We start from the raw sequence: 26609 nt of genomic DNA on the forward strand, positions 1-26609 counted from the left end.
ACGGCAGAGGCACCAGTCTTGTACGGTTACGATAAAGCACCGGCCGGGGATCAGCCGAAGCGGCCCATGATGTAGTCCTGCGTGCGCTGGTCGTCCGGATTGGTGAACATCTTGTCGGTTTCGTTTTCTTCGACAAGATGACCAAGATGGAACATGGCCGTACGCTGGGAAACGCGCGCCGCCTGCTGCATGGAGTGCGTGACGATGACGATGGTGTAGTTGGTGCGCAGTTCGTGGATCAGTTCCTCGACCTTCGCAGTCGCGATCGGATCCAGCGCCGAGCACGGCTCGTCCATCAGGATCACTTCCGGGCTGACGGCAACCGCGCGTGCGATGCACAGACGCTGCTGCTGGCCACCGGAGAGACCCGTGCCGGATTCCAGCAAACGATCCTTCACCTCGTTCCAGAGACCCGCTTTCTGCAGGCTATGCTCGACGATCTGGTCCATATCCGCCTTGTTGCGGGCGAGACCGTGGATACGCGGGCCGTAGGCGATGTTCTCATAAATCGTCTTCGGAAACGGGTTCGGCTTCTGGAACACCATGCCGACGCGGGCACGCAGTTCCACGACGTCGATCTGCTGATCGTAGATATCGTCGGTATCGAGCGTGATCTTGCCGGTGACCCGGCAACCGTCGATCGTGTCGTTCATGCGGTTCAAGGTGCGCAGGAAAGTGGATTTACCGCAACCGGACGGGCCGATAAGTGCAGTCACCGTGTTTTCGCGGACATTGAGGTTCACGTCGTAAAGCGCGCGCTTTTCGCCGTAATAAACCGAAACATCCTTGCCGATCATCTTGTATGAGACTTCATTCATTTTCTTGTCCAGCGCCTTTTCAACTGCTGCTTCCGACAACATGTTCATTGCTCTAGCTCCCTCTACCAGCGCCGCTCAAAGCGGCGACGCAACAGGATTGCGCCAACATTCATGAGAATGAGGAACAGAAGCAGGATGATGATAGCGCCAGATGTCCGTTCGACAAAGGCACGCTCAGCTTCGTTCGCCCACATGTAAATCTGCACCGGCAGGGCCGTGGACGGATCCATAGGCGTTGTCGGATAGTTCGCGACGAATGCCACCATGCCGATCAGAAGCAGCGGCGCCGTTTCGCCCAGCGCGTGGGCGAGACCGATGATGGTGCCGGTCAGAATGCCAGGCATTGCCAGCGGCAGGACGTGATGGAAAATCGTCTGCATCTTGGAAGCGCCAAGACCAAGTGCGGCGGCGCGGATCGACGGCGGCACGGCCTTCAATGCAGCACGGGTGGCGATGATGATCGTCGGCAGGGTCATCAGCGTCAGGACGAGGCCGCCGACCAGCGAGGCCGAGCGTGGAAAGCCCATGAAGTTGATAAAGACGGAGAGACCGAGCAGACCGTAAACAATGGAGGGAACAGCCGCCAGATTGTTGATGTTGACCTCGATAAGGTCCGTCAAACGGTTCTTGGGGGCAAATTCCTCCAGATAGATGGAGGCCGCAACACCGATCGGCAGCGACAGCACCAGCACGATCAGCATCATGTAGAACGAGCCGATCAGCGCAACTCCAACACCCGCGGCTTCCGGACGGCTCGAAGCGCCGTTGACGAAGATGCCGGTATTGAAATGCTTGCCAAGCTGTCCGCTTTCCACGAGCTGGTTCATCCAGCCGAGCTGCTGGTTCGAGATACGGCGGTTTGCTTCATCCCCCGACATGTCGACCTGGCCCTTGAAGGCGCTGTCGACATCACCCGACGCCAGAAGCGTGACGCTGCGCGTGGTGCCGATGACGGACGGATCGGCGACGACGATATCACGCAACTGGGTGCGTACGCTGTCGGAGATCATGACGTTGACGGCGCGAAGACCGGCCTTATCCGTCGGCGCGACGCCGAGAACCTTGGCCACTGCATCACGGGCGAGGACGGGGTAGTTGGCCGTCATCAGCTTTGCGGGATTGGTTGCGCGCTCGTTCTTTGGATCGATGATCAGTTCGGAAAACTCGACCGGAACGGTGATCATCGTCTGCTGGAAGGCGGTGTGACCCTTGGATACGACCGACCAGAGCAGCAGAAAGAGGAAGATGAGGCCGAACGAGATTGCTGCCAATCCATAGGCGCGGAAGCGGCGTTCAGCAGCATAGCGACGCTTGATGCCGATATCACGGCGCGTGGCCTTGTTCACGGCGGCAGCACCGGCCGCCGGGGAAACGATGTCGGTCATTCATATTGCTCCCGGTATTTGCGCACGATGTAAAGCGCGTAGATATTCAGGCAAAGCGTGATTGCAAAAAGAGTTATGCCCAGCGCGAAGGCCACCAGCGTTTGCGGCGAGGTAAACTCAAGGTCACCCGTCAGCTGGCTGACAATCTTGACCGTCACTGTTGTCATGGGTTCGAAGGGGTTGAGCTGCAGGCGGGCAGCGACGCCAGCCGCAAGAACTACGATCATGGTCTCGCCGATCGCACGCGACGCCGTCATCAGCACGGCGCCGACGATGCCGGGAAGAGCGGCGGGAAGGATGACCTTCTTGATGGTCTCAGAGCGCGTGGCGCCGAGACCGAGAGAGCCATCGCGCAGCGAACGCGGCACGGCGGTGATGATGTCGTCAGACAGCGACGAAACATAAGGGATCAGCATGATGCCCATGACGAAGCCGGCGGTGATGACGCTCTGCGCCTGGATGAAGTTGGCGTAGTTGCCTGTCGCAAGACCGCTGATCTGCGTGGAAATGTCTCGCAGGAAAGGACCAACGGTCGTCAGCGCGAAGAAGCCGTAGACGATTGTCGGGATGCCCGCGAGCACCTCGAGCAGCGGCTTTACAATCGAGCGAAGGCGCGGCGTCGCATATTCCGACATATAGATCGCCGAAAACAGCCCGACCGGAACGGCGACCAGCATTGCGACGAAACCGATATAGAGCGTGCCGGCGAGCAGCGGGATCAGGCCGAACTGGCCGGAAGAGTCGGTCGCACCGGCAGCGGCAAAACGCGGATCCCATACCGTTCCGAAGAAGAACTGGTGCGCCGGAACCATGGTGAAGAACTGGATTGCTTCTGAAAGCATCGAAAGGACGATGCCGATGGTCGTCAGGATGGCGATGGACGACGCGACGACCAGAGCCGCGAGAATGACCCGCTCCACCCTGTTGCGCGCCCGAAAACGCGGCGCGATTGAACGCAGTGCATAAGCGGCACCGGCGAATGCGGCCAGCAGCACGGTGGCGATCATGCCCAGGCGGCTGGTGGAGGTCATCGCATTCAGCGTCTGGGCGGCATCGACCATGAAACGCTGGGGTTCGCCGGCAATTGCCACGCCCTTCGATGCAAGAAGCGATCTTACCGCAGCCGTATCCGCATCAACCTTTGCGGTTTCTTCCGGCGTCAGACGTTGAAGACCGCGGGCGATGGACGTTACCATGCCATAGGTCAGGCTCTGCTGCGCTTCGGATTGGGAGCGCACATCTTCGGGAAATTCGCCACGCACCGCAGAGGTAACGATCAGCGGGCTGATAACAAGCCAGATACAGAGAATGAGCGCTGCAGGCAGCACCGCCCAGACGACAGCGTAGGAACCGTGATAACCGGCACGGGAATGCATGCTGGAGGGACGCCCACCAGACAAAGCAACGGCGCGGCGGCTGCCGAGCAGATAACTGCCGATGCCGATCAACACCAGTATCAGCAAAAGGATCGATGTGTTCATTAGAGTTCCCTCGTCGTGCCTCAAGAGCACGGTGCGATATCGGGCAAATCAAAAAGTCATCAAAACGAGACCGCTGGACCATCCAGAGATGCTTGCCGCCTGACTGTAACAAAGTCTGGCAAGCGTCAAGGTTGATACATCCTATCCATCTGTAATCCATCAACAATTATGTGGACGGCGATGGATGGGAACTGTCAACCGTAGACAGCCGCCTTAAGCACAACGGTACCGGAGCGGAGAGAGGGGTGCGGCAGGCCGCACCCCTCCTTGTTTATTACATCGAAGCGCCGGCAGCGAACTTGGAGCGAATTTCTTCGCGTTCTTTTTCCGGAGCGGCAACGAGGCCGTAGTTTGCGAGCGGAGAGTCGGGGCCGATCATTTCGTCAGAAACGAAGAACTCGACATATTCCTTGAGGCCCGGGATAACGCCCAGGTGAGCCTTCTTCACGTAGAAGAACAGCGGGCGCGAAACCGGGTACTTGCCGCTGGCAACGGTTTCCGTGGACGGAACAACGCCGCTGACGGTCGCAACCTTCAGGCGGTCAGCGTTGTTCTCGTAAAATGCGAGGCCGAAAACGCCGAGGCCGGTCTTGTTGGCGTCGATGCGGGCAAGCGTCTCGGTGTAGTCGCCGTCGATGTCGACTGCAGCGCCGTCCTTGCGAACTGCAACGCACTTGGCAGCAGCCTGCTTGGCGTCGGTGATCAGCGCCTTGATGGCGTCGGTCGCCTTGGCTTCCTTGCAGCCGTCAGCCATGATCTTCTCTTCGAAGACTTCACGTGTGCCGTGCTTGGAACCCGGAATGTAAGCGGCGATCGCTACATCAGGCAGTTCCTTGTTGATTTCCGACCACTTCTTGTAAGGGTTGGCAACGAGCTTGCCATCCTTGACGATTTCAGCGGCGAGCGCGAGGTACAGATCCTTCGGCTCGAGCTTGATGTCCTTGTTGGAAGAGTCCATCGCGAAGACGATGCCGTCGTAGCCGATCTTCACTTCCTGAACGTCGGCAACGCCAGCGGCCTTACAAGCGGCAAGTTCGTCGCTCTTGATCGGGCGCGAAGCGTTTGCAATGTCGATGGTGCCTTCGCCGACGCCGGAGCAGAACGCCTTCAGACCGCCGCCCGTGCCGCCAGACTCAACAACCGGAGCCTTGAAGTTCGGGAAAGTCTCAGCAAAAGTTTCGGCAACGATCTTGGCATAGGGCAGAACCGTGGAGGAACCAGCAACCTGGATCTGGTCGCGAGCAGCGGCGGCGCCAGCGAAGGCGACAGAAGCCACCAGAGCTGCTGCGGAAAATTTAACGAAGTTCATTTGTCTCTCCCGTCGTGGGCTTGTTTGTGGACGCAGCCGATAGCGGCAGACGCTCTTAGCATGCGCTCGGCGGTCTCTTCTTAACCACCGTAACCACTTCCTTTTATGTCACTTCGGTGAAAGATTTGTGACAGCCTAAATTATTGATTTTATTTATAAAATTTTTCGAAGCTAAAGACTGGAACATACTCTATGTCAGAATCTGACGGTAAAGTCCGTGCCATTGCCCAGTTCCGATTTAATGATGAGGCGGGCGCGGTGGCGGGTGAGGATGTGCTTGACGATGGCAAGCCCGAGGCCGGTCCCTTTTTTGGAGCGACTGTCAGCGACACTGACGCGGTAAAACCGTTCCGTCAGACGCGGCACATGTTCAGCAGGAATGCCCGGCCCCTTGTCAATGACGCTCACCTCCACCGGCTTACCGGGTTCGGCACGCAGCCAGACATCCACGACCTTGCCTTCCTGGCCATATTTACAAGCATTTTCAACGAGGTTCTGAAACACTTGCACCAGCTCGTCGCGGTCGCCCTGCACTTCTGCCGGCCGGTCGGGCAGATGCAGCGTAATAACCACATCCAGCTCGTTGGCGAGCGGCAGCAACGCATCCCGCACATGGCCGATGACTGGGACGAGATCGACCTTCTGGTCCGGCGCAATATTCGCCCGCAATTCCAGCCTTGAAAGCGACATGAGGTCATCCACCAGCCTGCTCATGCGTGTGGCCTGATCCAGCATGATGGCGAGGAAACGTTCCTGCGCTTTGGGGTCGTTGCGGGCCGGCCCCTGCATGGTTTCGATGAAACCGCGCAGCGAGGCGAGCGGGGTGCGCAATTCATGGCTTGCATTGGCGACGAAGTCGCTGCGCATGCGGTCGATGCGGCGAAGCTCCGAAACATCGCGGAACGAAAGTATGTAGAACGGTGGACCCGCTGCCTCTCCCGCATCCGCCCGGGCAATGCGGACGATGAAGACCCGCTCTGAGGGAAAACGCTCGGAATGCTCGACCTGGTTGGGCTGGCCGGTGGTGATGGTCTCGCGAATGACATCCAGCAAGCCCGGCGAACGCAGCCGGGCGGAAATATGCGCGCCGGCCGGAAGCTGGCCAAAGGCGCGTTCCGCCGCGCCGTTCTGATAAAGAACGCCTGCGTTTTTATCGAGGATGAAGACCGGCGTATCCAGAACGGCCAGACCCGCCCTCACCCCGGAAATGACGTTTTCGCCGGGCACATCAGGTTCTTCCGCCTCAGCAGCTGCGGTTTCATCCTTAGCCGGCTCCTCCGGCTTTTGCCGGGCGGTCAAAATAGCGATGACGGCACAGAGCCACAGGACGGCGGGCATGTAGGGCGTTTGCAACTCAGAAACGGCAGCGACTGCAAGCATGCTGACGACGAGAACAGGCAACCAGTTTCGGCCAAGCTTTTTCGCAAAAAGCTTCAATCCGCTCTCGCCTTTCATGACTGCCATTTCAGCACACTTTCCACTTTCACCTGACAGCGCATCGGAGTCTCATAGGCCAGCTTCATGACAGAGATTCATCATCGCGTATTTTCCACAGCGTATATGCGCAAAATCTGCGCCGCAATCGTCACTGCGGTAGCACTCCGGCTAACCAATCCTCTTTCACTTGAATTATGCGGGTGGATATGAACTCATTGGCAGCGAGTTGCCTTTACACAACAACATCAGGAGGAAAGCATGGGCGAAGAAACGAAGAAGCGATCGGTGGAGATCACCATTGGCGGCAAGCTGCGCAGCTTCGACATCGACGATCCGGTTCTTCCCGACTGGGTGGAGGAAAAAAAGCTTTCCGCCGGAGATTTTCCTTACGACAAAAAGATGAAGCGGGAGGAATACGACGCCACCCTCGAGGCCCTGCAGGTAGAGCTGGTCAAGGTGCAGTTCTGGCTGCAGGCCACCGGCAAACGAGTGATGGCAGTCTTCGAAGGACGCGATGCCGCCGGAAAGGGCGGCGCGATCTTTGCGGCCCACGCTTACCTCAACCCCCGCTATGCCCGTGTCGTGGCGCTGACCAAACCAACCGAGACCGAGCGTGGCCAATGGTATTTCCAGCGCTATATCTCGCATTTCCCGACGGCTGGAGAATTCGTCCTCTTCGACCGTTCCTGGTATAACCGCGCCGGGGTGGAGCCTGTCATGGGCTTCTGCACCCCGGAAGAGCACAAGCGCTTTCTCAAGGAAACACCACGCCTCGAAAAGATGCTGGTCCATGAGGGTGTTCATCTGTTCAAGTTCTGGCTTGATATCGGCCGCGAAACGCAGATCGAGCGCTTCCATGACCGTCGCCACAGCCCGCTGAAATGCTGGAAGCTTTCCGACATGGATATCGCCGCGCTGACGAAGTGGGACGACTACACACAAAAGCGCGACGAGATGCTGGAAAAGACCCACACCGATGTCGCCCCGTGGACGGTGGTGCGCGCCAACGACAAACGCCGTGCGAGGGTGAACCTCATTCGCCACATCCTCAATACGCTTGACTACGACGGCAAGGACAAAAAGGCGATTGGCGAAATCGACGACAAGATCCTTGGATCAGGACCGGGTTTTCTGAAATAAGACTGGGAGATGTCAACAAGCGCCCCGGCTGCGGCGCTTGTTCCCTCTTCTTGCTGGATTCTTACTGACCCGGCAAAATGCGCACGGAGTACAGGTTCACCGGGCGGGCATTGCCATCGATATCGCTGTTGATGAAGATCTTGCCGGGCGCATTCGGGGCAAGCGAACGCTCGAACGTCGTGTTCAGCAGCATATCCGCACGCTCGGCCGTTGCCGTGAAACGGTGACGGGAGCAATCGCCCAACGTGGCGAAATCGCATGCTACGGAAACCTGAGTTTGCCGATCGCTGGAGGATTGCAGCGTGATCGAGATGGTCGAGGATTTACCCGCCATGTCGCGCATCACTTCCACCGGAACCTCGACGCTGATTGCGCCGTCCTGAGAGACGCTTCTCGACGTCACCCGTATCGCCTTGCCGGCGGGTGTGGCGATGTTCTCGACACTGGCGCGGGAGCCTGCCGAAACTCCGGAACTGCCGCGCTCCGCATTAAATACTTCCACCCAGTCGTCGGAAAAACCGCGGCCGGCGGAAAGGCTCGGCGCGGGCTCGGTACCGTTGAAGTCCTCCGCCTGGACTTGTGCCGGCGGATTGGGCACGCTGGTATCGCGCTGCTCCGGCGTGAGCAGCAGGCCGGAGGAATAGACCCACCAGGCGCCGAAACCTACAAAGGCAAGCAGTGTCACGAGCATGAAAAGCCGGGCGAAAAGTCCGCGACGCTTGCGGCGGCCAACGGCACCTTCCGGACGAAACGCGAGCGAGGCGTCACCTGCGCTGGAGCCTCTCCTTGGCGGTTTTCCACTACGACGTCCAGCACTCAGCGGTTCCGGAGCCGCAGCGGCGCCCGGCCGCACATCGCGCGTTTCGCCACGCAATTCCGGCTCGACGGCCATATCGCCGTGATGCTGCGATTGTGAGACGGGATCGACCGAGGGGCCGTCATGCGCCGCACTTTCCGGCACAGGCGGCCGCAACTGCTGCTCCACCCTGTCCAGAAGACGGTTCCGCTCTTCGTTCTCTATAACATGGATCAGGCTTTCGAGCCGCTGGCGCTGCTGGCCCACAATCTGCGGGTCGTCTATGCCCTGCTTGCGCAGGCCCGCTTCCAGTGCCTGACGGGACGATTGGTAAATTCGTGCACGAACTTCGGCGTTCGATCTGTCCGATTTTTCCAGAGCATTTCTGATTGCCGTTTCCAGTCCGCTCACGACCGATCCTTATTCTACTGCTCTTCGCAAAAAATATGTGGCAGTGCGCCATTGGTTTACGATTCGGTAACGGCTATGCCGCGCCTCCGCAAGCATCGTTTGCGATAAAGACCGGATTGCCTTGGGGAAAATCGATCCATTGTGGCGCTGCGAGCGCAGGTCCGGCGGGCCAGTGCGACGCTGTTTTCGCTTTCAATCCGCCACCGAACACGATATTGACTTACGTGCGCGTAAACGTAATCCGTGGGAGGAGACATGCTGCCGTCCGTGCTGAAAGACAATCTGCGTCTTCCGGTCATAGCGTCACCGCTATTCATTATTTCGCATCCGCAATTGACGCTGGCGCAATGCAAGGCGGGCGTCATCGGCGCTTTCCCGGCGCTGAATGCGCGGCCCGAAAGCCAGCTGGACGAATGGCTGGCAATGATCACCGAGGAGCTGGCCGCCCACAACAGGGCCAACCCCGAGCGCCCGGCCGCTCCTTTCGCCGTCAACCAGATCGTACATATGTCCAACCGGCGGCTGGAACACGATCTCGGCCTCTGCGTCAAATACAAGGTGCCGGTGGTGATTTCCTCGCTTGGTGCAGTACCGGAAGTCAATGCGGCCGTGCATTCCTATGGCGGTATCGTGCTGCATGATGTCATCAACGATCGCCACGCCCGCTCCGCCATCCGTAAGGGCGCGGACGGGCTGATTGCAGTGGCAACGGGTGCCGGCGGACATGCGGGCACGCTTTCGCCCTTCGCCCTGGTTCAGGAAATCCGCGAATGGTTTGATGGCCCCCTGCTGCTGGCTGGCGCCATCGCCAATGGCGGCTCCATCCTTGCGGCGCAGGCCATGGGCGCGGATATGGCCTATATAGGCTCCCCCTTCATCGCGACGCAGGAAGCCCGGGCCTCCGACGCTTACAAGCAGGCGATCGTGGAGGCACAGGCCAAGGACATCGTTTATTCGAACTATTTCACGGGCGTACACGGCAACTACCTGAAAAGCTCGATCGTCGCCTCAGGCATGGACCCCGACAACCTGCCGGAAGCGGACCCTTCCAAGATGGACTTCGAAACCGCCACCGGCGGCGCAAAGGCCTGGAAGGATATCTGGGGCGCCGGACAAGGCATCGGCGCGGTCAAGGTGGTGGAGCCGGTGGCTGACCTCGTCGATCGGCTGGTACGCGAGTATGAGGCAGCCAGACAGCGCATCTGCGCGAGAGGCTGAGGCCACTTATAAACAACGGGCAGGCAAAGCTTTTTTTCGGATTTTTCGAAACCCGCGCATTCAAGGCTTGAAATCCGTCAGCATTGCCTGTATCAGCCCGCCATGAAGCTGATCCGTAACAAACGGGTCACAATCGGGCCGCTTTAGCTCAGTTGGTAGAGCACGTCATTCGTAATGACGGGGTCACGTGTTCGAGTCACGTAAGCGGCACCATTTCTTCCCAAAAAATTCATTTCCGACATTGAGTTGTCTTTGACGCGGCGTTGTCCACTGGCGGAAATCGTCATTTGGCGCTGCTGCTGCAATCATAAAACCTTTGAAACCAAACAGGCCTCCGCACGTTGAGCAGCAAGTCGCAATCAAATGGAAAGCTTGCCATCGTGGATGTCCTTCGTATTCTCATCGCCATCATTCTTCCGCCGGTTGGCGTGTTTCTCCAGGTCGGACTTGGCCTGCATTTCTGGTTGAATATCCTGCTCACGCTTTGCGGTTACATTCCCGGCATCATTCACGCGATCTGGGTGATCCTGCGCAAATGAGATTTGCGCGGCATATGACGGAACAACCATCAGATGCGCACAATATTTTAGTACGTGATTAAATTCGTAATTCCGACTGGAACCTCATCTTCTCCCTCACGTTATGGTGATGACACCAGCTAAGGAGAAAATCATGAACCAGATCATCTACATCGTGGGCCTCGTCGTCATCGTTCTGGCGATTCTTTCGTTTTTCGGCTTTCGTTGATCACCGTTGTCAATTCGATCGCTTGCGCTTATTCTAATCAGCGGTAACACACGGCTGCGTTCATGGGTTGCTTTGCTGTCGGGTGTATTTCGGGATCGCGTTGCTCTGGGAGGTGCACGATGAAGAACGAGAGATGGACAGAGCCTGTCGAGGTCAATCTCGAGGCGAAGGGCAAAAGCGTTATCGCCGGCCCGTTCGAGGCACTGATGTTATTGACGGAAGGCTGGCCCAAAATTCGCGGATTGAGTTTCGTGAGAGCCAGAAGCGCCTGCCGCGCTGCGCTTGATGGACGCAAATCGCCGGAGGAAGCGCGAAAGTGCTTTACCGATGCGGTTTCCGAGATGCAGAAAAATCCGCACTGACCATATTCAGACGACAAATGGCCCCTCGAAAGGGGCCATTTTCATGCTTGCTATATTTCGTTCGATCTACATCCAGTAAGGTGCGACGCCGTAGTAGTCGTAAACCTTGCGGTCTCGCGAATGCAGCAGGTCGTCGTCGTCCAGGTTGGCGAAGTGAGGCGCATTTTCGATCTGCTCTTTAGTAAGATCGATGCGATAGCCGTCAAGCTCTTCGTCATAATGCAACTTTTCCCACGGCAGCGGATAATAGTCGTCGCCGATTCCGAAAAAGCCACCGAAGCTCAAAACCGCATAAGCGACACGGCCGCCGCGTTTTTCCAGGATGATCCGCTGGATCGAGCCGATATGCTTACCATCGGCGCCATAGACGCGCGTGCCTTCAACCTTGTCGCTGGCGATCAGGCTCGGTGTATCCTTGACGTAAGGGTCCTGCCCGGCACGGGGTTCTTGATGCAACATAACGTCTTTCCTCCTTGGTTTTTTCCTCGTGAGTATTACGCCTGGTAAACCCCTCCACCGGAAATTCGTTCCGAAGCTTTTCGCGCGCTGCGGACTGAAGACGCGGATCAGGAGGCGCGGAAAAAGCCCTATTGGCGGATTTTTTGCCAGACGGAAGGAGAAACGCCGACCATTTTACGGAAGACGCGGGAAAAATGCGCCTGATCCGAAAACCCGGCTGCGATGGCGATGTCGGTCAGCGCCATGTCGGTTCGCATCATCAGGTCCTTGACCCGATCGATACGCGCCTGCATCTGCCATTGATGCGGCGGTACGCCTGTCGACGCCTTGAAGGCGTGGCTGAAATGGGATTGCGACAGGTTGGTGAGTTCTGCCAGTTCCTCCAGCCTTATCGACCGCAAGCAATGTTCGCGAATGTAATCGGTCGCCGCCCTCAACTGCCAGGAGGCCAGCTTGCTGCGTTTTTTGACCGGCTCCCGCTTCACCTTGAGGAAATCCGTCAACAGCGCCAGCACGAGGCTTTCGCCGTATAGATCGTGCAAAGGGTCTGGATTATCACATTCGGCGGCGATCAGCCGCGCAAGCACCAGCAGGCGCTCATCCTCGAACATCAGGTGCGGATCGAGCAACCCGTGCGGATCGAACCCCTGCACCAGCCGCGCCCCCAACAATCCCGCATCGAAGTGCAGATCGAGATGGCGCACGAAGGAAACATTGCTGAGTTCCGCATGTACATCCAGGTCGGCCGGTACGAAGGAAATGCGGTTCGCTTCGGATGACGCGTAATTGTCGCGGCGGCTACGGTTCATCATGAACTGGCCATCATCCGTGCCATCCATATCAAGCAGGAAAACGAAACGCGGGTCCTTGCCGACATAGCGGCCACCCGCCTTCGATGCGCAACGCACGTCCCAGAGATCGGCGACGATGCCGTTCCACACCCGCGAGCGTGGGCCGCCGATGACGGCAAAGCCCTCGATCTCATTTTCCATCCGAACGCGGAAAGCCATGGCCTCTCGATCCCGCAAGGCGCAAAGGCGCCCCTATAAACATGATAAGATTATTCATGTTTATAGGGGCAAACTATTTTCCCCGCAACTGCCAGCTACCCGTTACCACTTCTTGGAAAGCTTGAAGGTGATGGTGCGGCTGTCACCCCAGCCGCAAACCGAGACGCCGGCGCAACTCTTGACGTATTCCTTGTCGAAGACATTCGCGACGTTGACGGATGCCGTCCAGTCGTTCTTCTCGTAGCGGATCGCGGCATCGAAGACCGCAGCATCCGGAACACGCAGCGTGTTTGCCGCATCTGCCCAGGACTTGCCCTGATAGCGCACGCCGCCGCCAATGCTGAGGCCTTCAAACGTATCATCGGTGAAGGCGTAATCCACCCAAAGCGACGCGGTGTGAGCAGGCACGATCCACGGCGATTTGCCGATCAGGTTAGGATTGGCGTCCTTGGTGATATCGAGATCGGTATAGGAATAGGAGGCGATGGTTTTCCAGTTGTCGGTGAGATTGGCCTTCGCCTCCAGCTCGAAGCCGGTGGACTCCACCTGTCCGAACTGGCCGCTCGTCGTTACGCCGCCGGCGGTATAGGAAACGATGGCGTTGTCCTTCACCAGCTTGAAGACAGAGGCGGTGATGCTGCCATCGAAGAAGGTCGGCTCGTATTTGATACCGGCCTCGAACTGATGTCCTTCCTCGGGTACGGCGGAGCTGCCGTCCGCAAGTGTATCGATGAGCGGATTGAAGAAGGTGGCCGCCGAGACATAGGGCGTCAGGCCATTGTCGAATTCATAGGCAAGACCGGCGCGACCGCTCAGCGCATCGTCATTTGAGCGGCGAGACACACCCGCTGGCAGCCTGTTGTTCAGTTCCGTATCGACGTAATCGTAGCGCCCGTTCAGCGTTACCAGCCAGCCATCGCCGAAACGCAGCTGGTCCTGTGCATAGATGCCGATCTGCTGCTGCGTCACGACGTTATTGGCGTAGACGAAATTCGTTCCCTGCGTCGAACCATAGACCGGGTTGAGCGCACCGATCGCATTCGATCCGCAGCACGCCTGCACCTGATCCAGCTTGTAGTATTTATAATCGAGACCGAAGAGCAGCGAATGGCTGACAGCACCGGTATCGAACTGGCCTTCGACGCGGTTGTCGACGCCGAAACTGTCGACCTTCGACAGGCCGTCATAACCAAAGCGGGTCAGCATATAGTCATTGGTGGTGGCATCGAGGATTGGCTGGCCATTGGCGTCGGTATTGGCCCAGCCGCCCGAATAGGGTCCGGTTTCGTGCTTGTAGAGGTGGCCGTAGCGGGCATTTTGGCTGATCTTCCAGCCATTGTCGAATTCGTGGCTGACTTCGTAACCCACCATGGACTGGTAGACGCGACCATTGTCGATATCAGGCTCGCCATAAAAGGCCTTGCGGTCGAGCTTGCCGAAAGGTGCGTCAACCACAGTCCCGACATAGGGTAGGAAGCCATTCCCGACATGCACCTGATCCAGCGCCGAGAAATAGCCGTAGAGCGTGGCACTGGTCTGAGCATCCGGCTCGAAGGTGATCTGCGGCATGATGAAGCCACGCAGATCCTCGGAGTAGTCGGTGTAATTATCGCCGCCCGAGACCTTGCCAGTGACGCGGTATTTCCACACGCCCTCACCGTCAACCTTGTCGCCGAGATCGAAACCGAAGAAAGCATTGCCGAAATTGTTGATTCCGATTTCCGTTTCGCGGACTGGCTCATCCTGCGGGCGCTTGCGAACCATCTGCACGATGCCGCCGGGATTGGCGCCGCCATAGAGCACCGAAGCCGGTCCCTTCAGCACCTCCACCCGCTCCAAACCATAGGCATCCATCTGGAAACCGCCGAAACCGTAGCTGAACAGGTTCAGCCCATCCAGAAACACGCCGGTCTGGGTTGCCTGGAATCCGCGAATGTAAAACCAGTCCGTATCTGGGTCGGTGCCGAAAGGTTCCGCCGTTACGCCGGGCGTGTAGCGCAGTACCTCGTCGATCTTGGTCACGACGCCGCGGTCATCCATTTCCTTGCGGCCGACGACCGATACGGACTGAGGAATGTCCTTCGTTTCCGTCTCAGTTTTCGAACCCGTCGCGCTTTTCTTCGCGACGTACCCCCGGACCGGACCGGTGGCGTTTTCCGCGCCCTGCCCCTCGACGGTGATCTCACGCAGGACGGTCGTCTGCTGTGCGTGACCTACCAATGGCGCCATCAAGACAATGGCAGCCGTTCCCAAAGCCAGGCGGCCCAAAAACATCTCATGCAAATTTTTCAAGATATGCCCCGAAACAGATCACGGCCGACGTTTATATACGGCAGGCCGCAGCACCTCAATTAAGCTGAGTATTTACATCAGGATTAAGGCCGGATGCTTGTCGTTTTCTGGGCAGATTTGAAGCTTATTGGCTTCTCGCACAGTTTTGCGCCTGTCATTTATGGTGCAGGCGTCAGCTCTTGCGCCGCCCGATCCTTGCAAGCTGCATGACCGGCAGGATGCCGATGACGACAATCGCCAAGGCCGCAATCGACGCTTCCTCGTAGGTGCCACGCGCCGCCTCACCGTAAAGATGGGTTGCGAAAGTCTCGAAATTCAGCGGCCGTAACAGGAGTGTGGCGGGAAGTTCCTTGACGCAATCGACGAAGATCAGCAAGGCGGCGGCGGCCAGCGATGCCTTTGAAAGCGGCAGATGGATCTGTCGGAATGTCTGTGTTGCGGATCGTCCCAGCGTTCGCGAGGCGTGATCGAAGGATTGCGGGATACGGCTCAGGCCGGCATCGACGCCGCCAGCCGCAATGGTGAGGAACCGCGCCGAATAGGCGTAAATCAGGGCCGCACCGCTGCCGATGAAAATAAGGCCTGTGGATATGCCGAACCAGTCGCGCATGGTCTGGTCGACAAACCGGTCGAAGCCGCCAAGCGCGATCAGTACACCTATGGCGATGACCGTGCCGGGGGCCGCGTAACCTACCGTGGAAAGCCGGTAGGACCAGAGCGAGAGGCGTCCCGGAGCAAGGCGCATCGCGTAAGCGACCGCAAGGCCGAGGACGAGGGTGATCGCCGTCGCCAGTCCGGCAAAGAGGATGGTATTCAGAGCCTCATCGGCAAAACGGGACGACAGTCCGCTGAACCGGAAACGCTTCCATGCCTCGGTGACGAGATAGCTTGCCGGCGCCACGAAGCCGATCAGAACCGGCAGGCTGCCGAGCGCAAAGGCACCGCAAGCTTTAAGACCGGTGAGACGCACAGGCTCCAGTTCCCTGCTTTTCTGCGCCGACACGGTATAACGCTGCTTACGCCGCGCCCATCGTTCAAATGCCACGAGGGCAACCACGATGAATAACATGGAAAGCGCGATCTGCGCCGCACCTGGCAGGTCGGATTTCGTGACCCATGTGGTATAGACCGAAACGGTGAGTGTTCGGACACCAAGGAATTCCGATGCGCCGATATCGTTCAGCGCTTCCATCAGGGCAAGGCTGATGCCGACCGCGACGGCCGGGCGCGCCAAAGGCACCGCAACCTTGAAGAAAGCCGCGCGTCTGGAAACGCCAAGCGTGCGTGCCGCTTCAAGCAGGTTGCCCGCCTGCGTGAGGAACATGGCGCGCACGGGAATATAGACATAGGGAAACAGCACGAAACCGAGCAGGATGATGCAGCCCGTCATGGACCTTATGTCCGGCAGGCGGAATTCACGCGGGCTGGAATAGCCCAGCAGCCAGCGGATCGCCCCCTGCACCGGCCCGATCGGATGCAGGATATCGAGATAGGCGTAAGCGACGATATAGGTGGGCATGGCGAGCGGCAGCAGCAGCGCCCATTCCAGTATTTTGCGGCCGGGAAAATCATAGGCCGTAACCAGCCAGGCGGCAAATGTGCCGATAACACCGGCCAGCAACCCGACGCCGAGCATCAGAACGGCGGTATCCGGCAAAGCCGTCAAAATCACGCTGGAACCGAGATGGGACCACAGGCCATCAGACCCCTGCACCGCCTGTGAGACGAGTGCCAGAACCGGCAGCATGGCGCCACAGACCGCTGCCAGAGACAGGCTCAGCCACCAGAAGGAGGATGAAAACCTTGGTCTTGCGCGGGGCATCAATGGCTGGACGGCGTCTGGATTCATGAGCTTCTTGAAAATACAGGGAAGGCGCCCGCGGATGCGAACGCCTTCCAACTTGTTGTCGCCAATTGGCCTTTACTGGTCGAAACCGACCTTGTCGACCAGCTCGCTCGCCTGTTTGCGATGAGAGACGATCTCCGTCAGCGACTTGTTGTCAACCTTCAGGGTGCCGAAGGAGGCAACGATGTCGTTGAGTGCTGCGCCCTGCCTGACCGGATATTCGAAGTTGGCTTCGGCATAGATCTTCTGGGCTTCGTCCGAAACAAGGTATTCCAGAAGCTTGACGGCTTCGGCCTTGTTCGGAGCGTTCTTGGCAACAGCCGCACCGCTGATGTTGACCTGCGTGCCACCATTCTTGAACGTCGGCAGAACGACCTTGATCGCGTCGCCCCACTTCACCTGCTCCTCGCCGCCCTTGCCCGAGCGCATCAGGCCGACATAATAGGAGTTGGCGATGCCGATATCGCAAATGCCGCCGAGGATATCCTTGGCAACGTCACGGTCACCGCCGCCTGCCTTGCGGGCCAGGTTTTCCTTGACGCCGGCAAGCCACTTTTCGGTGTCCGCTGCGCCATAGTGAGCGATGTAGTCGGCAAAGAGAGCCGTATTATAGGGATGCTGGCCGGCGCGAATGCAGATCTTGCCCTTCCACTTCGCATCTGCCAGGTCTTCATAGTTGAAGGAGGCAAGGTCGAGATCCTTCGCCGCATAGAGAACGCGGGCACGCATGGAAAGTGCGAACCAGTGGCCCTTGGCGTCGCGAAGTTCCGCCGGAATAGCCTTGTTCAGGGTTTCGGATTCAACCGGCTGGGTAACACCCTTTTCCGCGAGATCGACGAGATTGCCGGCATCCACCGTCATCAGCACGTCGGCAGGTGAGCTTGCACCCTCGCTCAGAACGCGCTCTGCAAGGCCATCCTTGAGGAATACGGTGTTGACCTTGACACCGCTGGAGGCCGTGAAGGATTCCAGCAGGGGCTGGATCAGGGCCGGCTCTCTCGTGGTGTAGATATTCAGTTCAGCAGCGCTGACTGATCCCGCTGCAAAAGTGACCGTGCTGGCAAGCAGGGCAAGTTTGGCAAATTTCGTCATGGTGTGTCTCCCTCTTCGATGGCGCAATATAGGGGGAGCAAACATCATACATGACGTATCAAATCAAGTTTTATTTGGCCGTTTTCAGACGGGTTTCGATCACCAACAGTTGAAAATAGAGCGAAAATAAACATGCAAATCCGCTCATTCAACTTCAGGTAAATATCAGGACACCCTTCGGATCGATGTCGAAGCGCACGGCCTTGGTCTTGGCGGGTGTGCGCTGCATCGTCCTGACGCGCAGGTCGGCTGGAAGGCCGGGAACGGCTATGCCGAGCTGTTCGATCTCGCCGAGAAACACACGACTTGATATTTCGCCGGCAATCCCGTCTTTCGCAGCGCTGTCCTCGATGATCGAAATCGCATTGGGGCGAACATAGGCGGTGGCGGCAAGACCTTCCGCCAGACCGGACGCATCGCCCAGAGGCCCGAGCGGCGTTTCCACCCGCCCCTCCCTCACCCTGCCCTCGATCTTGTTGAAGGCGCAGAAAAAATCGGCGGCGTAGCGGCTTTTGGGATGATCGTGGATTTCGTAGCCCGTGCCGCTCTGGACGATACGACCGCGCTGCATCAGCACCACACGATCGCCGGCGGAAAGCGCTTCTTCCGGATCATGGGTGACCATGATCGCCGTCGTGCCCAGTTGCCGCAGGACGCCCAGCGTTTCCTCGCGCACAGTGTCGCGCAATCCCCGGTCCAGATTGGAAAAGGGCTCATCCATCAACAGCAGGCCGGGTTGCGGGGCAAGGGCGCGGGCGAGGGCTACGCGCTGCTGCTCACCGCCCGAAAGCGTGTGGGGATAGCGCTTGGCCAACTCCTGCAGATGAACGTGCTCGATCATCTCCGCAGCCCGGCGGCGGGCCTCGGCCTTTGGCAATGACCTGAGACCAAACATCACATTCTGTTCGACGGTGAGATGCGGGAAGAGCGCATAATCCTGAAAGACGAAACCGATATTGCGCTTTTCCGGTTCCACGAAACCGGCCGGACCAGCAACGACTGCGCCATTTACACAAACGTTGCCATGATCCGGCGTTTCCACACCCGCTATAATGCGCAGCAGGGTCGATTTTCCACAGCCGGAACGTCCCACCAGACAAATGATTTCGCCGCGTTCGACGGTCAGATCGATATCGGACAATACATCCGTATCGCCGAATCTTTTTCCGACCGATTTCAGTTCAAGCGCTGCGTTGCCTGCCATTTCCAATCCTGCCCTGCTTTGCGAATTATGTTGATCGCTCAAATCAGGATTAAAGTCAAAAGGCGGGGAAAATAGGTTTCCATTCACGAGGTTGCGAGATGTTCGGCAGGAATATTGACGTTTACGTTAGAGTTAAATAGGCTTTGCCGATACGATGGACGTCAGGTGATTAGACGTCTATCATTCGTCATCGGGGAGCGGAGGAGCAGTCGATCCGGTGACGCCACGTGCGGTTCCCTCAATCCGGCCATTACGCCGGTTGATTGGGGGTCTCATGATGATCAGGCAGCTTATAGCGCCTTTCATGCGTTCCATCGAACGCACGGCGCGACAGAGACTCTGGGAGGAGAAGCATGAGTGAATTGTCCCTGGGACATCCGGAAAATGTCAGCGCAGAGAAGCGCTGGCTGGCATCCTACCCGCCGGGCGTACCTTCCGAAATCCCCGCATCCGCCAATACCTCCCTTGTCGAACTTCTCGAAAAGAGCTGCGCGAAATTTGCCGACAGGAAGGCCTTTTCCAGCATGGGAAAGTCCCTGACCTACCGGGATCTGGATATTGAAACCCGCGCGGTGGCCGCATGGCTGCAATCCAGAGGGCTGGAAAAAGGCGACCGGGTTGCCGTGATGATGCCGAATATCCTGCAGAACCCCGTCGCCGTATACGGAATTTTGCGGGCAGGCATGATCGTGGTCAACGTCAATCCGCTCTATACGCCGCGCGAGCTGGAACACCAGCTGAAGGATTCCGGCTCAAAAGCGCTTTTCGTACTGGAGAATTTCGCCCATGTGGCGCAGCAGGCGGTGCCGAAAACCGCCGTCAGACATGTGGTCGTTGCGGCCATGGGTGATCTCCTCGGCCTCAAGGGACATATCGTCAATCTTGTGGTTCGCAAGGTGAAGAAACTGGTGCCGGCCTACGCTATTCCCGGCTCCATCAGCTTCAAGGCCGTGTTGAAGGAAGGTCAGGGTTTTTCCCTGAAGGCGGTCCGCCTCCTGCCGCAGGATATCGCATTCCTGCAATATACCGGCGGAACGACGGGCATTTCCAAAGGTGCGATCCTCACCCACGCCAATCTTCTGGCCAACAAGGCCCAGATCAGCCTGTGGCTGGATGCCGCTTTCACCCAACGCAAGGACCGTCCAGAAGTCCTCAACTTCATCTGCGCGCTGCCCCTGTGCCACATCTTTGCGCTGACAGTGAATTCGCTGATGGGCATCGCGCTTGGCGGCCATAACCTGCTGATCGCCAATCCACGCGATATTCCCGGCTTCGTGAAAGAGTTGTCGCATTATCGACCGCATATTTTTCCGGGTATCAATACGCTGTTCAACGCGCTGATGAACAATGAGGATTTCCGCAAGCTCGATCTGTCCTCGCTCATTCTCGTCCTCGGCGGCGGCATGGCGGTGCAGCGGCCGGTGGCCGAGCGTTGGCTTTCCATGGTCGGCTGCCCGATCGCCGAAGGTTACGGGCTATCGGAAACATCGCCCGTTGCCACCGTTAACAGACTCGATGCCACGGAATTCAGCGGCACCATCGGCCTGCCTATTTCCTCTACGGAAATCGACATTCGCGACGAGGAAGGCAAAAGCCTGCCGACCGGCGAGGTCGGCGAGATCTGCATTCGCGGGCCGCAGGTCATGGCAGGTTACTGGCAGAGGCCGGATGAAACCGCGAAAGCAATGACCGAAGACGGCTTCTTCCGTTCAGGCGACATGGGCTTCATGGACGAGCGCGGCTACACCAAGATCGTCGACCGCAAGAAGGACATGATCCTCGTTTCCGGTTTCAACGTCTATCCGAACGAGATCGAGGAAGTGGCCGCCAGCCATCCCGGCGTACTGGAATGCGCGGCAATCGGGGTTCCCGACGAACATTCCGGCGAGACCGTCAAGCTTTTCGTCGTCAAGAAGGATCAGTCGCTGACGGAAGCGGAACTCAAGGCCTTCTGCGCCAAAAGCCTGACAAACTACAAACGGCCGAAAATCATCGAGTTCCGAACGGAGCTGCCGAAATCGAACGTCGGCAAGATCTTGCGGCGTGAGTTGCGCAATCTGAACTGAAGGACGAGAGCCGGGTGACCGGCTCTTTTCTTTTCTCCCAGTCCATTTCTTTTACCGAAGTCGCCTTGATTTGGTCGCCTGAAAAAGAATAGTTTCCTCATCCTTCCAGGAAGCCGAGGAGCACGAGATGCAGGCCACCATCGAAAAACTGAAAGCAACGGCAAGCAGCACAGCCGCAACCGATCTGCGCGCTGCTTTTGCGGCCGACGACAAACGATTCAGCCGTTTCAGCGCCAAATTCGATGACCTGCTGATGGACTATTCCAAATGCGCTGTTAATGACGAAATCGTCACGCTTCTCGAACAGCTGGCGCGCGACGGTGGCGTCGAGGCAAAGCGCGAGGAGATGTTCTCCGGCAAGGCGATCAATTTCACCGAAGATCGTGCCGTGTTGCACACCGCACTACGCAATCGCTCCAACACGCCGGTTCTCGTTGACGGCAAGGATGTGATGCCGGATGTGAACGCCGTTCTTACCGCCATGGGCAAGTTTGCCGACGCCATTCGCTCCGGTTCCCTGAAAGGTGCGACCGGCAAGAAGATCACCGACATCATCAATATCGGTATCGGCGGCTCCGATCTCGGCCCCGTCATGGCGACGCTGGCGCTTGCGCCTTTCCATGATGGTCCGCGTGCGCATTTCGTCTCCAATATCGATGGCGCGCATATTGCCGACACGCTGAAGCTCGTTGATCCCGAGACCTCGCTCTTCATCGTCGCCTCCAAAACCTTCACCACAATCGAAACGATGACGAATGCCGCGACCGCGCGCCGTTTCATTGCCGAAAAGCTGGGTGAAGAGGCTGTGAAGCACCATTTCGCCGCCGTTTCGACAGCATTGGAAAAGGTTGCCGCCTTCGGCATCGAGAGCGATCGCATCTTCGGTTTCTGGGACTGGGTTGGCGGACGTTATTCGATCTGGTCGGCTATCGGCCTGCCGCTGATGATCGCCATCGGGCCGGAGAATTTCGGAAAGTTTCTGGATGGCGCGCATGCCATGGACAAGCACTTCCGCGAGGCGCCGATCCGTGAAAACCTGCCGATGCTGCTCGGTCTCATCGGATTTTATCACCGCAACGTGCTAAACTATTCCACACGGGCGATCCTGCCCTATGACCAGCGCCTGTCGCGTTTCCCTGCCTATCTGCAGCAACTCGACATGGAATCGAACGGCAAGGGCGTGACGATCGACGGGACACCTGTCGAAGGCCAGTCCGGCCCGGTCGTCTGGGGCGAACCCGGCACCAACGGCCAGCACGCCTTCTACCAGCTCATCCACCAGGGCACGAGCGTCATTCCGGCGGAATTCATGATCGCCGCCAACGGTTTCGAACCGGAACTGCGCCATCAGCACCAGCTTCTCATCGCCAATTGCCTGGCGCAGTCGGAAGCCCTGATGAAGGGCCGCACGCTGGCCGAAGCGAAAGCCCAGCTCACCTCCAAGGGCATGGAAGACAGCCAAGCAGATTTCATCGCGCCGCACCGCGTTTTCACCGGCAACCGCCCGTCCATTACCTTCGTCTACGACAAACTGACGCCATTTGCGCTTGGCCGTCTGATCGCGCTCTACGAACACCGCGTCTTCGTGGAAGGCGTGCTGTTCCGCATCAACTCCTTCGACCAGTGGGGTGTGGAGCTTGGCAAGGAACTGGCAACCGGCCTGCTTCCCGTCGTTGAAGGCAAGGAAAGTGCAGCCGGCCATGACAGCTCGACACAGGGTCTGGTGAAGGTACTGTCGGGACTGGCGGGGTAAAATCCTTGCTCCCTTGATGATTACGAAAGCCGGAAGGAAACTTCCGGCTTTTTCAATTCAGCATCGATGGAACGCCGATTGGAGGCACATATGGCACTGCGGCAAGGCAAGGATTTTCTGGCGTTTCATGACCTGCCTGAAGATGCGGTGCTGTCGATCATAGACCGTGCAGGCGGTCTGGCGCAGGACTGGTCAAAGGGCACGATGCCACAGCTGCTCAAGGGAAAACGCATCGGGCTGATCGTCGACGACACCGGTTGGCGCAACACCGCCGCCTTCGATCTCGGCATTCAGGCCATGGGCGGTATTTGTGTCACCGTCCCGATCAGCTTTAATGGCCGCGAAGAAATCGCCGACCTGGCGGGCTATCTCGACAACTGGTTCGATCTAGTCATTATCCGCACGAAAGAACTCTCGACCCTCCGGGCGCTTGCGGGCGAAATGCGCGCACCCGTCATCAACGCGCGGACCAAGTCCAATCATCCCTGCGAGACGCTTGGCGATCTTGCCCACATCAAAAGCTTGAGAGGCCGGGTCGACGGTCTCAAGATCGTCGGCGTCGCGCCGGATGCCAATATTTTGCGCTCTTGGGTCGAGGCCTCGATGTCCCTGCCAATTCAGGTCACACAAGTTTACCCCGAACAATGGCACGTCACCGATGCTGCGCTCATCAACCCGAATTTCCGGGCCAGCTCTGATATGGCGGAGTTGCTGGACGCGGATGTGGTCATTACCGATTCCTGGCCCGCCGGTTCGGATCATATCCTGATCGACTACCGTATATCCGCATCCCTTCTCGACAGGATGCAGCCCGAGGTGATCTTTTTACCCTGCCCGCCGGTCGCCCGTGGTCAGGAAGTGACGGCAGACGCAATGACCCATCCGGCCTGTCAAAGCCGGCCCGCAAAGGCATTTCTTCTGCACGCGCAGAATGCCCTGATGGAATTTCTCCTCGCCTGAGGCGGCGCCGGTCGCCTCAGATATACAGCGCCGCCATCTTGCGCCAGGGGCCTGCCCGATGGGCACGTCCCTCCCAGACATGCAACTGATGCCCTATGTGCTTGTCATTAAGAACCCGGCTCAGGTGATGGTTGTTGTCCAAAAACGGATCGGCATCGCCGATGGTGAAAACCATGTCGATGCGGCGGAGGTTTTCAAGCCGCCAGCCGCAGGCGAGGTCCGGCAGAAAGTGGCTCGGCATGTGGAAATAGACATCGTCATCGTAGTAACCGTCGAACAGATCGCCGAAGGATTCCACCTTCATCGTCAGATCGTAGCGGCCGGAAAAGGCGACGAGCTTGCGGAAAAGATGTGGGTGACGAAAGACGAGGCTGGCGGCCTGAAACGCGCCGAGACTGCAGCCCTGCACGATGGTATCACCATGCGGGTTTTTCTCAGCCATCAGCGGCAGCACTTCATTGAGAATATAATCTTCGAAGGCGGCATGGCGGCGAATGCGCTCGGCCGGGTGATTATAGGCCGCATAAAAGGTCTCTTTGGCCAGCCCCTCGATACAATAGAGCTGAAGATGACCGGCCTCCACTTTATCGGCCATACTGTCGACAAGGCCAAGTTCCTCATATTCGAAGAAGCGCCCGTCGCGTGTGGGAAACATCATCACCTTGGCGCCAGAATGACCGAATATCAACAGCTCCATATCACGATGAAGCCTTTGACTATACCAGCGGAGATATTCGCGTTTCATGGCACCTTGAAAAACTGTCTGACCTTGTCCCTGTGGACCGCATCTTGGGATGCACTGTCAGCGTATTCGAAATGTCCCGCGTCTAGGATGAAGATTTCATTAAATTTTGAGAACGGCAGGGCATTGGCAACCGCAAACTGGCACGGCGGCGCCACCGCCGGATCGAACAGGGCGGGCGCGACCAGCATCGGCACTTTTATGCGGGAAGCCGCAGAAGCGGCATCGAACAGACGCAGCATTTCCAGCACATTGGCATGGGTCTTCTGATAGGTCTGGACCGCATCCGCGCTGCCGACGGTCGGCAGCGTCAGCCAGAACGGCCGGTGTCCGAATGTGGGTACGACCAGATGGCCCCGGTCAATGCGCGCATCATATGGTATCGCCAAAGCCCCAATCCCGCCCCCGAAGCTGATGCCGCTGTAGCCCACCTGCCCCTCCAGCCATGGATAGAGCGTGACGAGCGTGGAGACGGCGATCCACAGATCATCGACACAGCCACCGATGATGTAGTCGTCTTTTCTGTCGATGTTGTAGAGGACATGAAGGGCCGGGTCAGACGAAATCGGCGGACAGGCGCTTAGCGAAAGCCCGCGAAAACAGGGAAACAGCACGGCCGTTTCTTCAACCGGCACATCGAAATCGGGCTCTCCCCGCCCGCCATAACCATGGCCGACAACAAGTCCGCGCCGCACCTGTCCTTTGCGCGGCAGAAGCATCCATCCACCGATGCGGAAGCCGCCGGTGGATGTGTATGAGATATCGAGAACATGCCAGCGGGGATGGCTGAGTTTGCTCTTGCGCAGCACCGGTCGCGGATCCGTGGCCAGCGCGCGGCGATAACGCTTCTTCCAGAAATCATCAAAGCCCGGCGGCGCCTCAGGCGGGATAATGGCCAGCAACTGCTCGCGCCGCATGCCATAGGTCGGGTCGAAATCGAAAGGATGGGTTGTTGGAACGCTCATGCGATGCTTGTTTCGTGAAAGACCGGCCGACACAAGCTTCTTGATATCCAAATATCGGTTTTTTACGACCCTGGCCCAGGCAGGAGTGGTGAACCGCCTTTTCAAAACGGTTCAACCATATCCTTTACAATCCGATTTCATGCGCGAAGGGCGGATTTGCGCCAGCTCGCGAGACGGTCACCGCAGCAGCCTTTGCGCCGAGCGCCAAAGCCTTCCTGATTTGCTCTTCCGTCAGCGAAGCGACCTGCGCCTTCGTCAGAAGCCCCTGCATTTTCAGCGAGGCGAGAATGCCGGCGTCGAAGGTGTCGCCCGCGCCGACGGTATCGACGACCTCCACCCGCTCGGAAGCCACTTCCACCTTGAAATTGGCGGTGTAACCGACCGCACCCTTGGCGCCACGGGTCACGACGACCAGTTTCGCGCCGTGATGCAGCCAGTGGCGAGCGAGCGTGTCCTCGTCACCTTCCAGACCGAACCACTCGAGGTCTTCGTCAGAGAATTTCACGATATCAGACATGGCAGCCATACGGCGGATGCGGGCCATATGCGACTGCTTGTCCTTGATGAAACCGGGGCGGATATTCGGATCGAGGGAGATGACTCGGCTTTGATGTTCGCGCACCATAAGCGCCTCATAGGTGCTGCCGCAGGGTTCCGGAATCAGGCTGATCGCGCCGAAATGCAGCGCCTCGCAATCGGCGCCCAAGGCCGGAAGCTCGGCCTCGGTGATCATCCGGCCGGCGGTGTTTTCGTCATAAAAGGCGTAGGTGGCATGGCCATCGACGAGCTTGACAAAGGCGATGGTGGTCGGCCGCGAAAGTGTTGCGCAATAGCTGAAATCCACGTTACTCGCCCGCAGGGTTGTCCGCAGGATATCGCCCATCATGTCATCGGAAAGACCCGTGAAGAAAGCGGACGGGACACCGAGACGCCCGAGCGCAATGGCCGTGTTGAAGACCGCTCCGCCTGCATAGGGGGCAAAACCCGCCTCACCCAGCGTCGTCTGCCGGGGCAGCATGTCGATCAGGGCTTCACCACAACACAGGATCATTACGGTCCTCCTCAAACAGCAAATCAAATGGACTTAAATCGATTTAGACGAAGATCGATCGGAAG

At 58.2% G+C, this 26609-nt stretch carries 22 protein-coding genes and 1 tRNA gene; 8 read left to right on the plus strand and 15 right to left on the minus strand.

The features are described 5' to 3' along the window. Positions 1-50: 50 nt before the first annotated feature. From pstB to phoR, 5 genes are all read right to left on the minus strand, one after another. Positions 51-866, minus strand: coding sequence for a phosphate ABC transporter ATP-binding protein PstB (pstB, locus tag J5276_RS12700; protein ID WP_003514913.1), 816 nt, complete (start codon positions 864-866; stop codon positions 51-53). Positions 867-880: 14 nt separating this feature from the next. Then, a complete protein-coding gene (pstA, locus tag J5276_RS12705) occupies positions 881-2203 on the minus strand; it encodes a phosphate ABC transporter permease PstA (protein ID WP_003514911.1) in 1323 nt (440 codons plus the stop codon). Continuing rightward, positions 2200-3684: a phosphate ABC transporter permease subunit PstC gene (gene pstC / locus J5276_RS12710; protein ID WP_003514909.1), complete on the minus strand. Its 1485-nt coding sequence runs from the start codon at positions 3682-3684 to the stop codon at positions 2200-2202. Before pstC ends, pstA begins: the two co-directional genes overlap by 4 nt. A 274-nt stretch (positions 3685-3958) precedes the next feature. Continuing rightward, on the minus strand, positions 3959-4993 hold the full coding sequence (locus tag J5276_RS12715; protein WP_003514907.1) for a substrate-binding domain-containing protein: 1035 nt from the start codon (positions 4991-4993) through the stop codon (positions 3959-3961). A gap of 195 nt (positions 4994-5188) precedes the next feature. Then, positions 5189-6448, minus strand: a complete 1260-nt coding sequence (phoR, locus tag J5276_RS12720) for a phosphate regulon sensor histidine kinase PhoR (protein WP_046205579.1) — start codon at positions 6446-6448, stop codon at positions 5189-5191. A gap of 240 nt (positions 6449-6688) precedes the next feature. Between phoR and ppk2 the strand changes: the two genes are divergently transcribed. Beyond that, positions 6689-7570, plus strand: a complete 882-nt coding sequence (gene ppk2, locus J5276_RS12725) for a polyphosphate kinase 2 (protein WP_003514903.1) — start codon at positions 6689-6691, stop codon at positions 7568-7570. A gap of 61 nt (positions 7571-7631) precedes the next feature. On the opposite strand, the gene J5276_RS12730 is transcribed toward ppk2, so the two are convergent. Beyond that, entirely contained in the window at positions 7632-8777 is a 1146-nt protein-coding gene (locus J5276_RS12730) for a hypothetical protein (RefSeq protein WP_065688366.1), read from the minus strand. Between the two features lie 255 nt (positions 8778-9032). On the opposite strand from J5276_RS12730, the gene J5276_RS12735 reads away from it, so the two are divergent. The 4 genes from J5276_RS12735 (at position 9033) to J5276_RS12750 (ending at position 11104) form a co-directional block, all read left to right on the plus strand. Continuing rightward, positions 9033-9995, plus strand: a complete 963-nt coding sequence (locus tag J5276_RS12735) for a nitronate monooxygenase family protein (RefSeq protein WP_065661405.1) — start codon at positions 9033-9035, stop codon at positions 9993-9995. 137 nt (positions 9996-10132) lie between these two features. Then, positions 10133-10208, plus strand: a tRNA-Thr gene (locus J5276_RS12740). 167 nt (positions 10209-10375) lie between these two features. Further along, a complete protein-coding gene (locus J5276_RS12745; protein ID WP_003514897.1) occupies positions 10376-10534 on the plus strand; it encodes a YqaE/Pmp3 family membrane protein in 159 nt (52 codons plus the stop codon). A 327-nt stretch (positions 10535-10861) separates the two neighbouring features. Beyond that, positions 10862-11104 (plus strand): DUF982 domain-containing protein, encoded by a 243-nt coding sequence (locus tag J5276_RS12750; protein WP_003514896.1) that lies wholly within the window; start codon positions 10862-10864, stop codon positions 11102-11104. A gap of 66 nt (positions 11105-11170) precedes the next feature. Here the strand turns inward: J5276_RS12750 and J5276_RS12755 are convergent, their stop codons facing one another. The 6 genes from J5276_RS12755 to J5276_RS12780 form a co-directional block, all read right to left on the minus strand. After that, entirely contained in the window at positions 11171-11563 is a 393-nt protein-coding gene (locus J5276_RS12755; protein WP_111790144.1) for a PRC-barrel domain-containing protein, read from the minus strand. 128 nt (positions 11564-11691) lie between these two features. Continuing rightward, on the minus strand, positions 11692-12573 hold the full coding sequence (locus tag J5276_RS12760; RefSeq protein WP_162632881.1) for an AraC family transcriptional regulator: 882 nt from the start codon (positions 12571-12573) through the stop codon (positions 11692-11694). A gap of 102 nt (positions 12574-12675) precedes the next feature. Then, complete coding sequence (locus tag J5276_RS12765; RefSeq protein ID WP_112178702.1) at positions 12676-14865, minus strand: TonB-dependent siderophore receptor; 2190 nt, start codon at positions 14863-14865, stop codon at positions 12676-12678. A gap of 172 nt (positions 14866-15037) precedes the next feature. After that, positions 15038-16714 carry an iron ABC transporter permease gene (locus J5276_RS12770; RefSeq protein WP_026330643.1) on the minus strand — a complete coding sequence of 559 codons (1677 nt, stop codon included), beginning with the start codon at positions 16712-16714 and terminating at the stop codon, positions 15038-15040. A gap of 72 nt (positions 16715-16786) precedes the next feature. Continuing rightward, positions 16787-17803 carry a Fe(3+) ABC transporter substrate-binding protein gene (locus tag J5276_RS12775; RefSeq protein WP_025592309.1) on the minus strand — a complete coding sequence of 339 codons (1017 nt, stop codon included), beginning with the start codon at positions 17801-17803 and terminating at the stop codon, positions 16787-16789. A 154-nt stretch (positions 17804-17957) separates the two neighbouring features. Then, positions 17958-19007 (minus strand): ABC transporter ATP-binding protein, encoded by a 1050-nt coding sequence (locus J5276_RS12780; RefSeq protein WP_112154784.1) that lies wholly within the window; start codon positions 19005-19007, stop codon positions 17958-17960. Between the two features lie 353 nt (positions 19008-19360). Here J5276_RS12780 and J5276_RS12785 point away from each other — a divergent pair, with 353 nt between their 5' ends. The 3 genes from J5276_RS12785 to J5276_RS12795 all read left to right on the plus strand — a co-directional run bounded on the left by J5276_RS12785 (position 19361) and on the right by J5276_RS12795 (position 23786). Next, the gene (locus J5276_RS12785) at positions 19361-21073 is read left to right on the plus strand and encodes a long-chain fatty acid--CoA ligase (RefSeq protein WP_003514883.1); all 1713 of its coding nucleotides are present in this window, start codon (positions 19361-19363) and stop codon (positions 21071-21073) included. A gap of 127 nt (positions 21074-21200) precedes the next feature. Continuing rightward, positions 21201-22826, plus strand: coding sequence for a glucose-6-phosphate isomerase (gene pgi / locus J5276_RS12790; RefSeq protein WP_112154785.1), 1626 nt, complete (start codon positions 21201-21203; stop codon positions 22824-22826). A 90-nt stretch (positions 22827-22916) separates the two neighbouring features. Continuing rightward, positions 22917-23786 carry an ornithine carbamoyltransferase gene (locus J5276_RS12795; protein ID WP_112154786.1) on the plus strand — a complete coding sequence of 290 codons (870 nt, stop codon included), beginning with the start codon at positions 22917-22919 and terminating at the stop codon, positions 23784-23786. A gap of 16 nt (positions 23787-23802) precedes the next feature. On the opposite strand, the gene J5276_RS12800 is transcribed toward J5276_RS12795, so the two are convergent. The 3 genes from J5276_RS12800 to J5276_RS12810 form a co-directional block, all read right to left on the minus strand. Beyond that, entirely contained in the window at positions 23803-24531 is a 729-nt protein-coding gene (locus tag J5276_RS12800) for an esterase family protein (RefSeq protein WP_112154787.1), read from the minus strand. Beyond that, the gene (locus J5276_RS12805; RefSeq protein ID WP_065661600.1) at positions 24528-25493 is read right to left on the minus strand and encodes an acetylxylan esterase; all 966 of its coding nucleotides are present in this window, start codon (positions 25491-25493) and stop codon (positions 24528-24530) included. Before J5276_RS12805 ends, J5276_RS12800 begins: the two co-directional genes overlap by 4 nt. 124 nt (positions 25494-25617) lie before the next feature. Further along, positions 25618-26544: a carbohydrate kinase gene (locus J5276_RS12810; protein ID WP_003514875.1), complete on the minus strand. Its 927-nt coding sequence runs from the start codon at positions 26542-26544 to the stop codon at positions 25618-25620. Positions 26545-26609: the final 65 nt, after the last annotated feature.

It is taken from the genome of Agrobacterium sp. S7/73 (assembly GCF_019355535.1).
Taxonomy (GTDB): domain Bacteria; phylum Pseudomonadota; class Alphaproteobacteria; order Rhizobiales; family Rhizobiaceae; genus Agrobacterium; species Agrobacterium tumefaciens.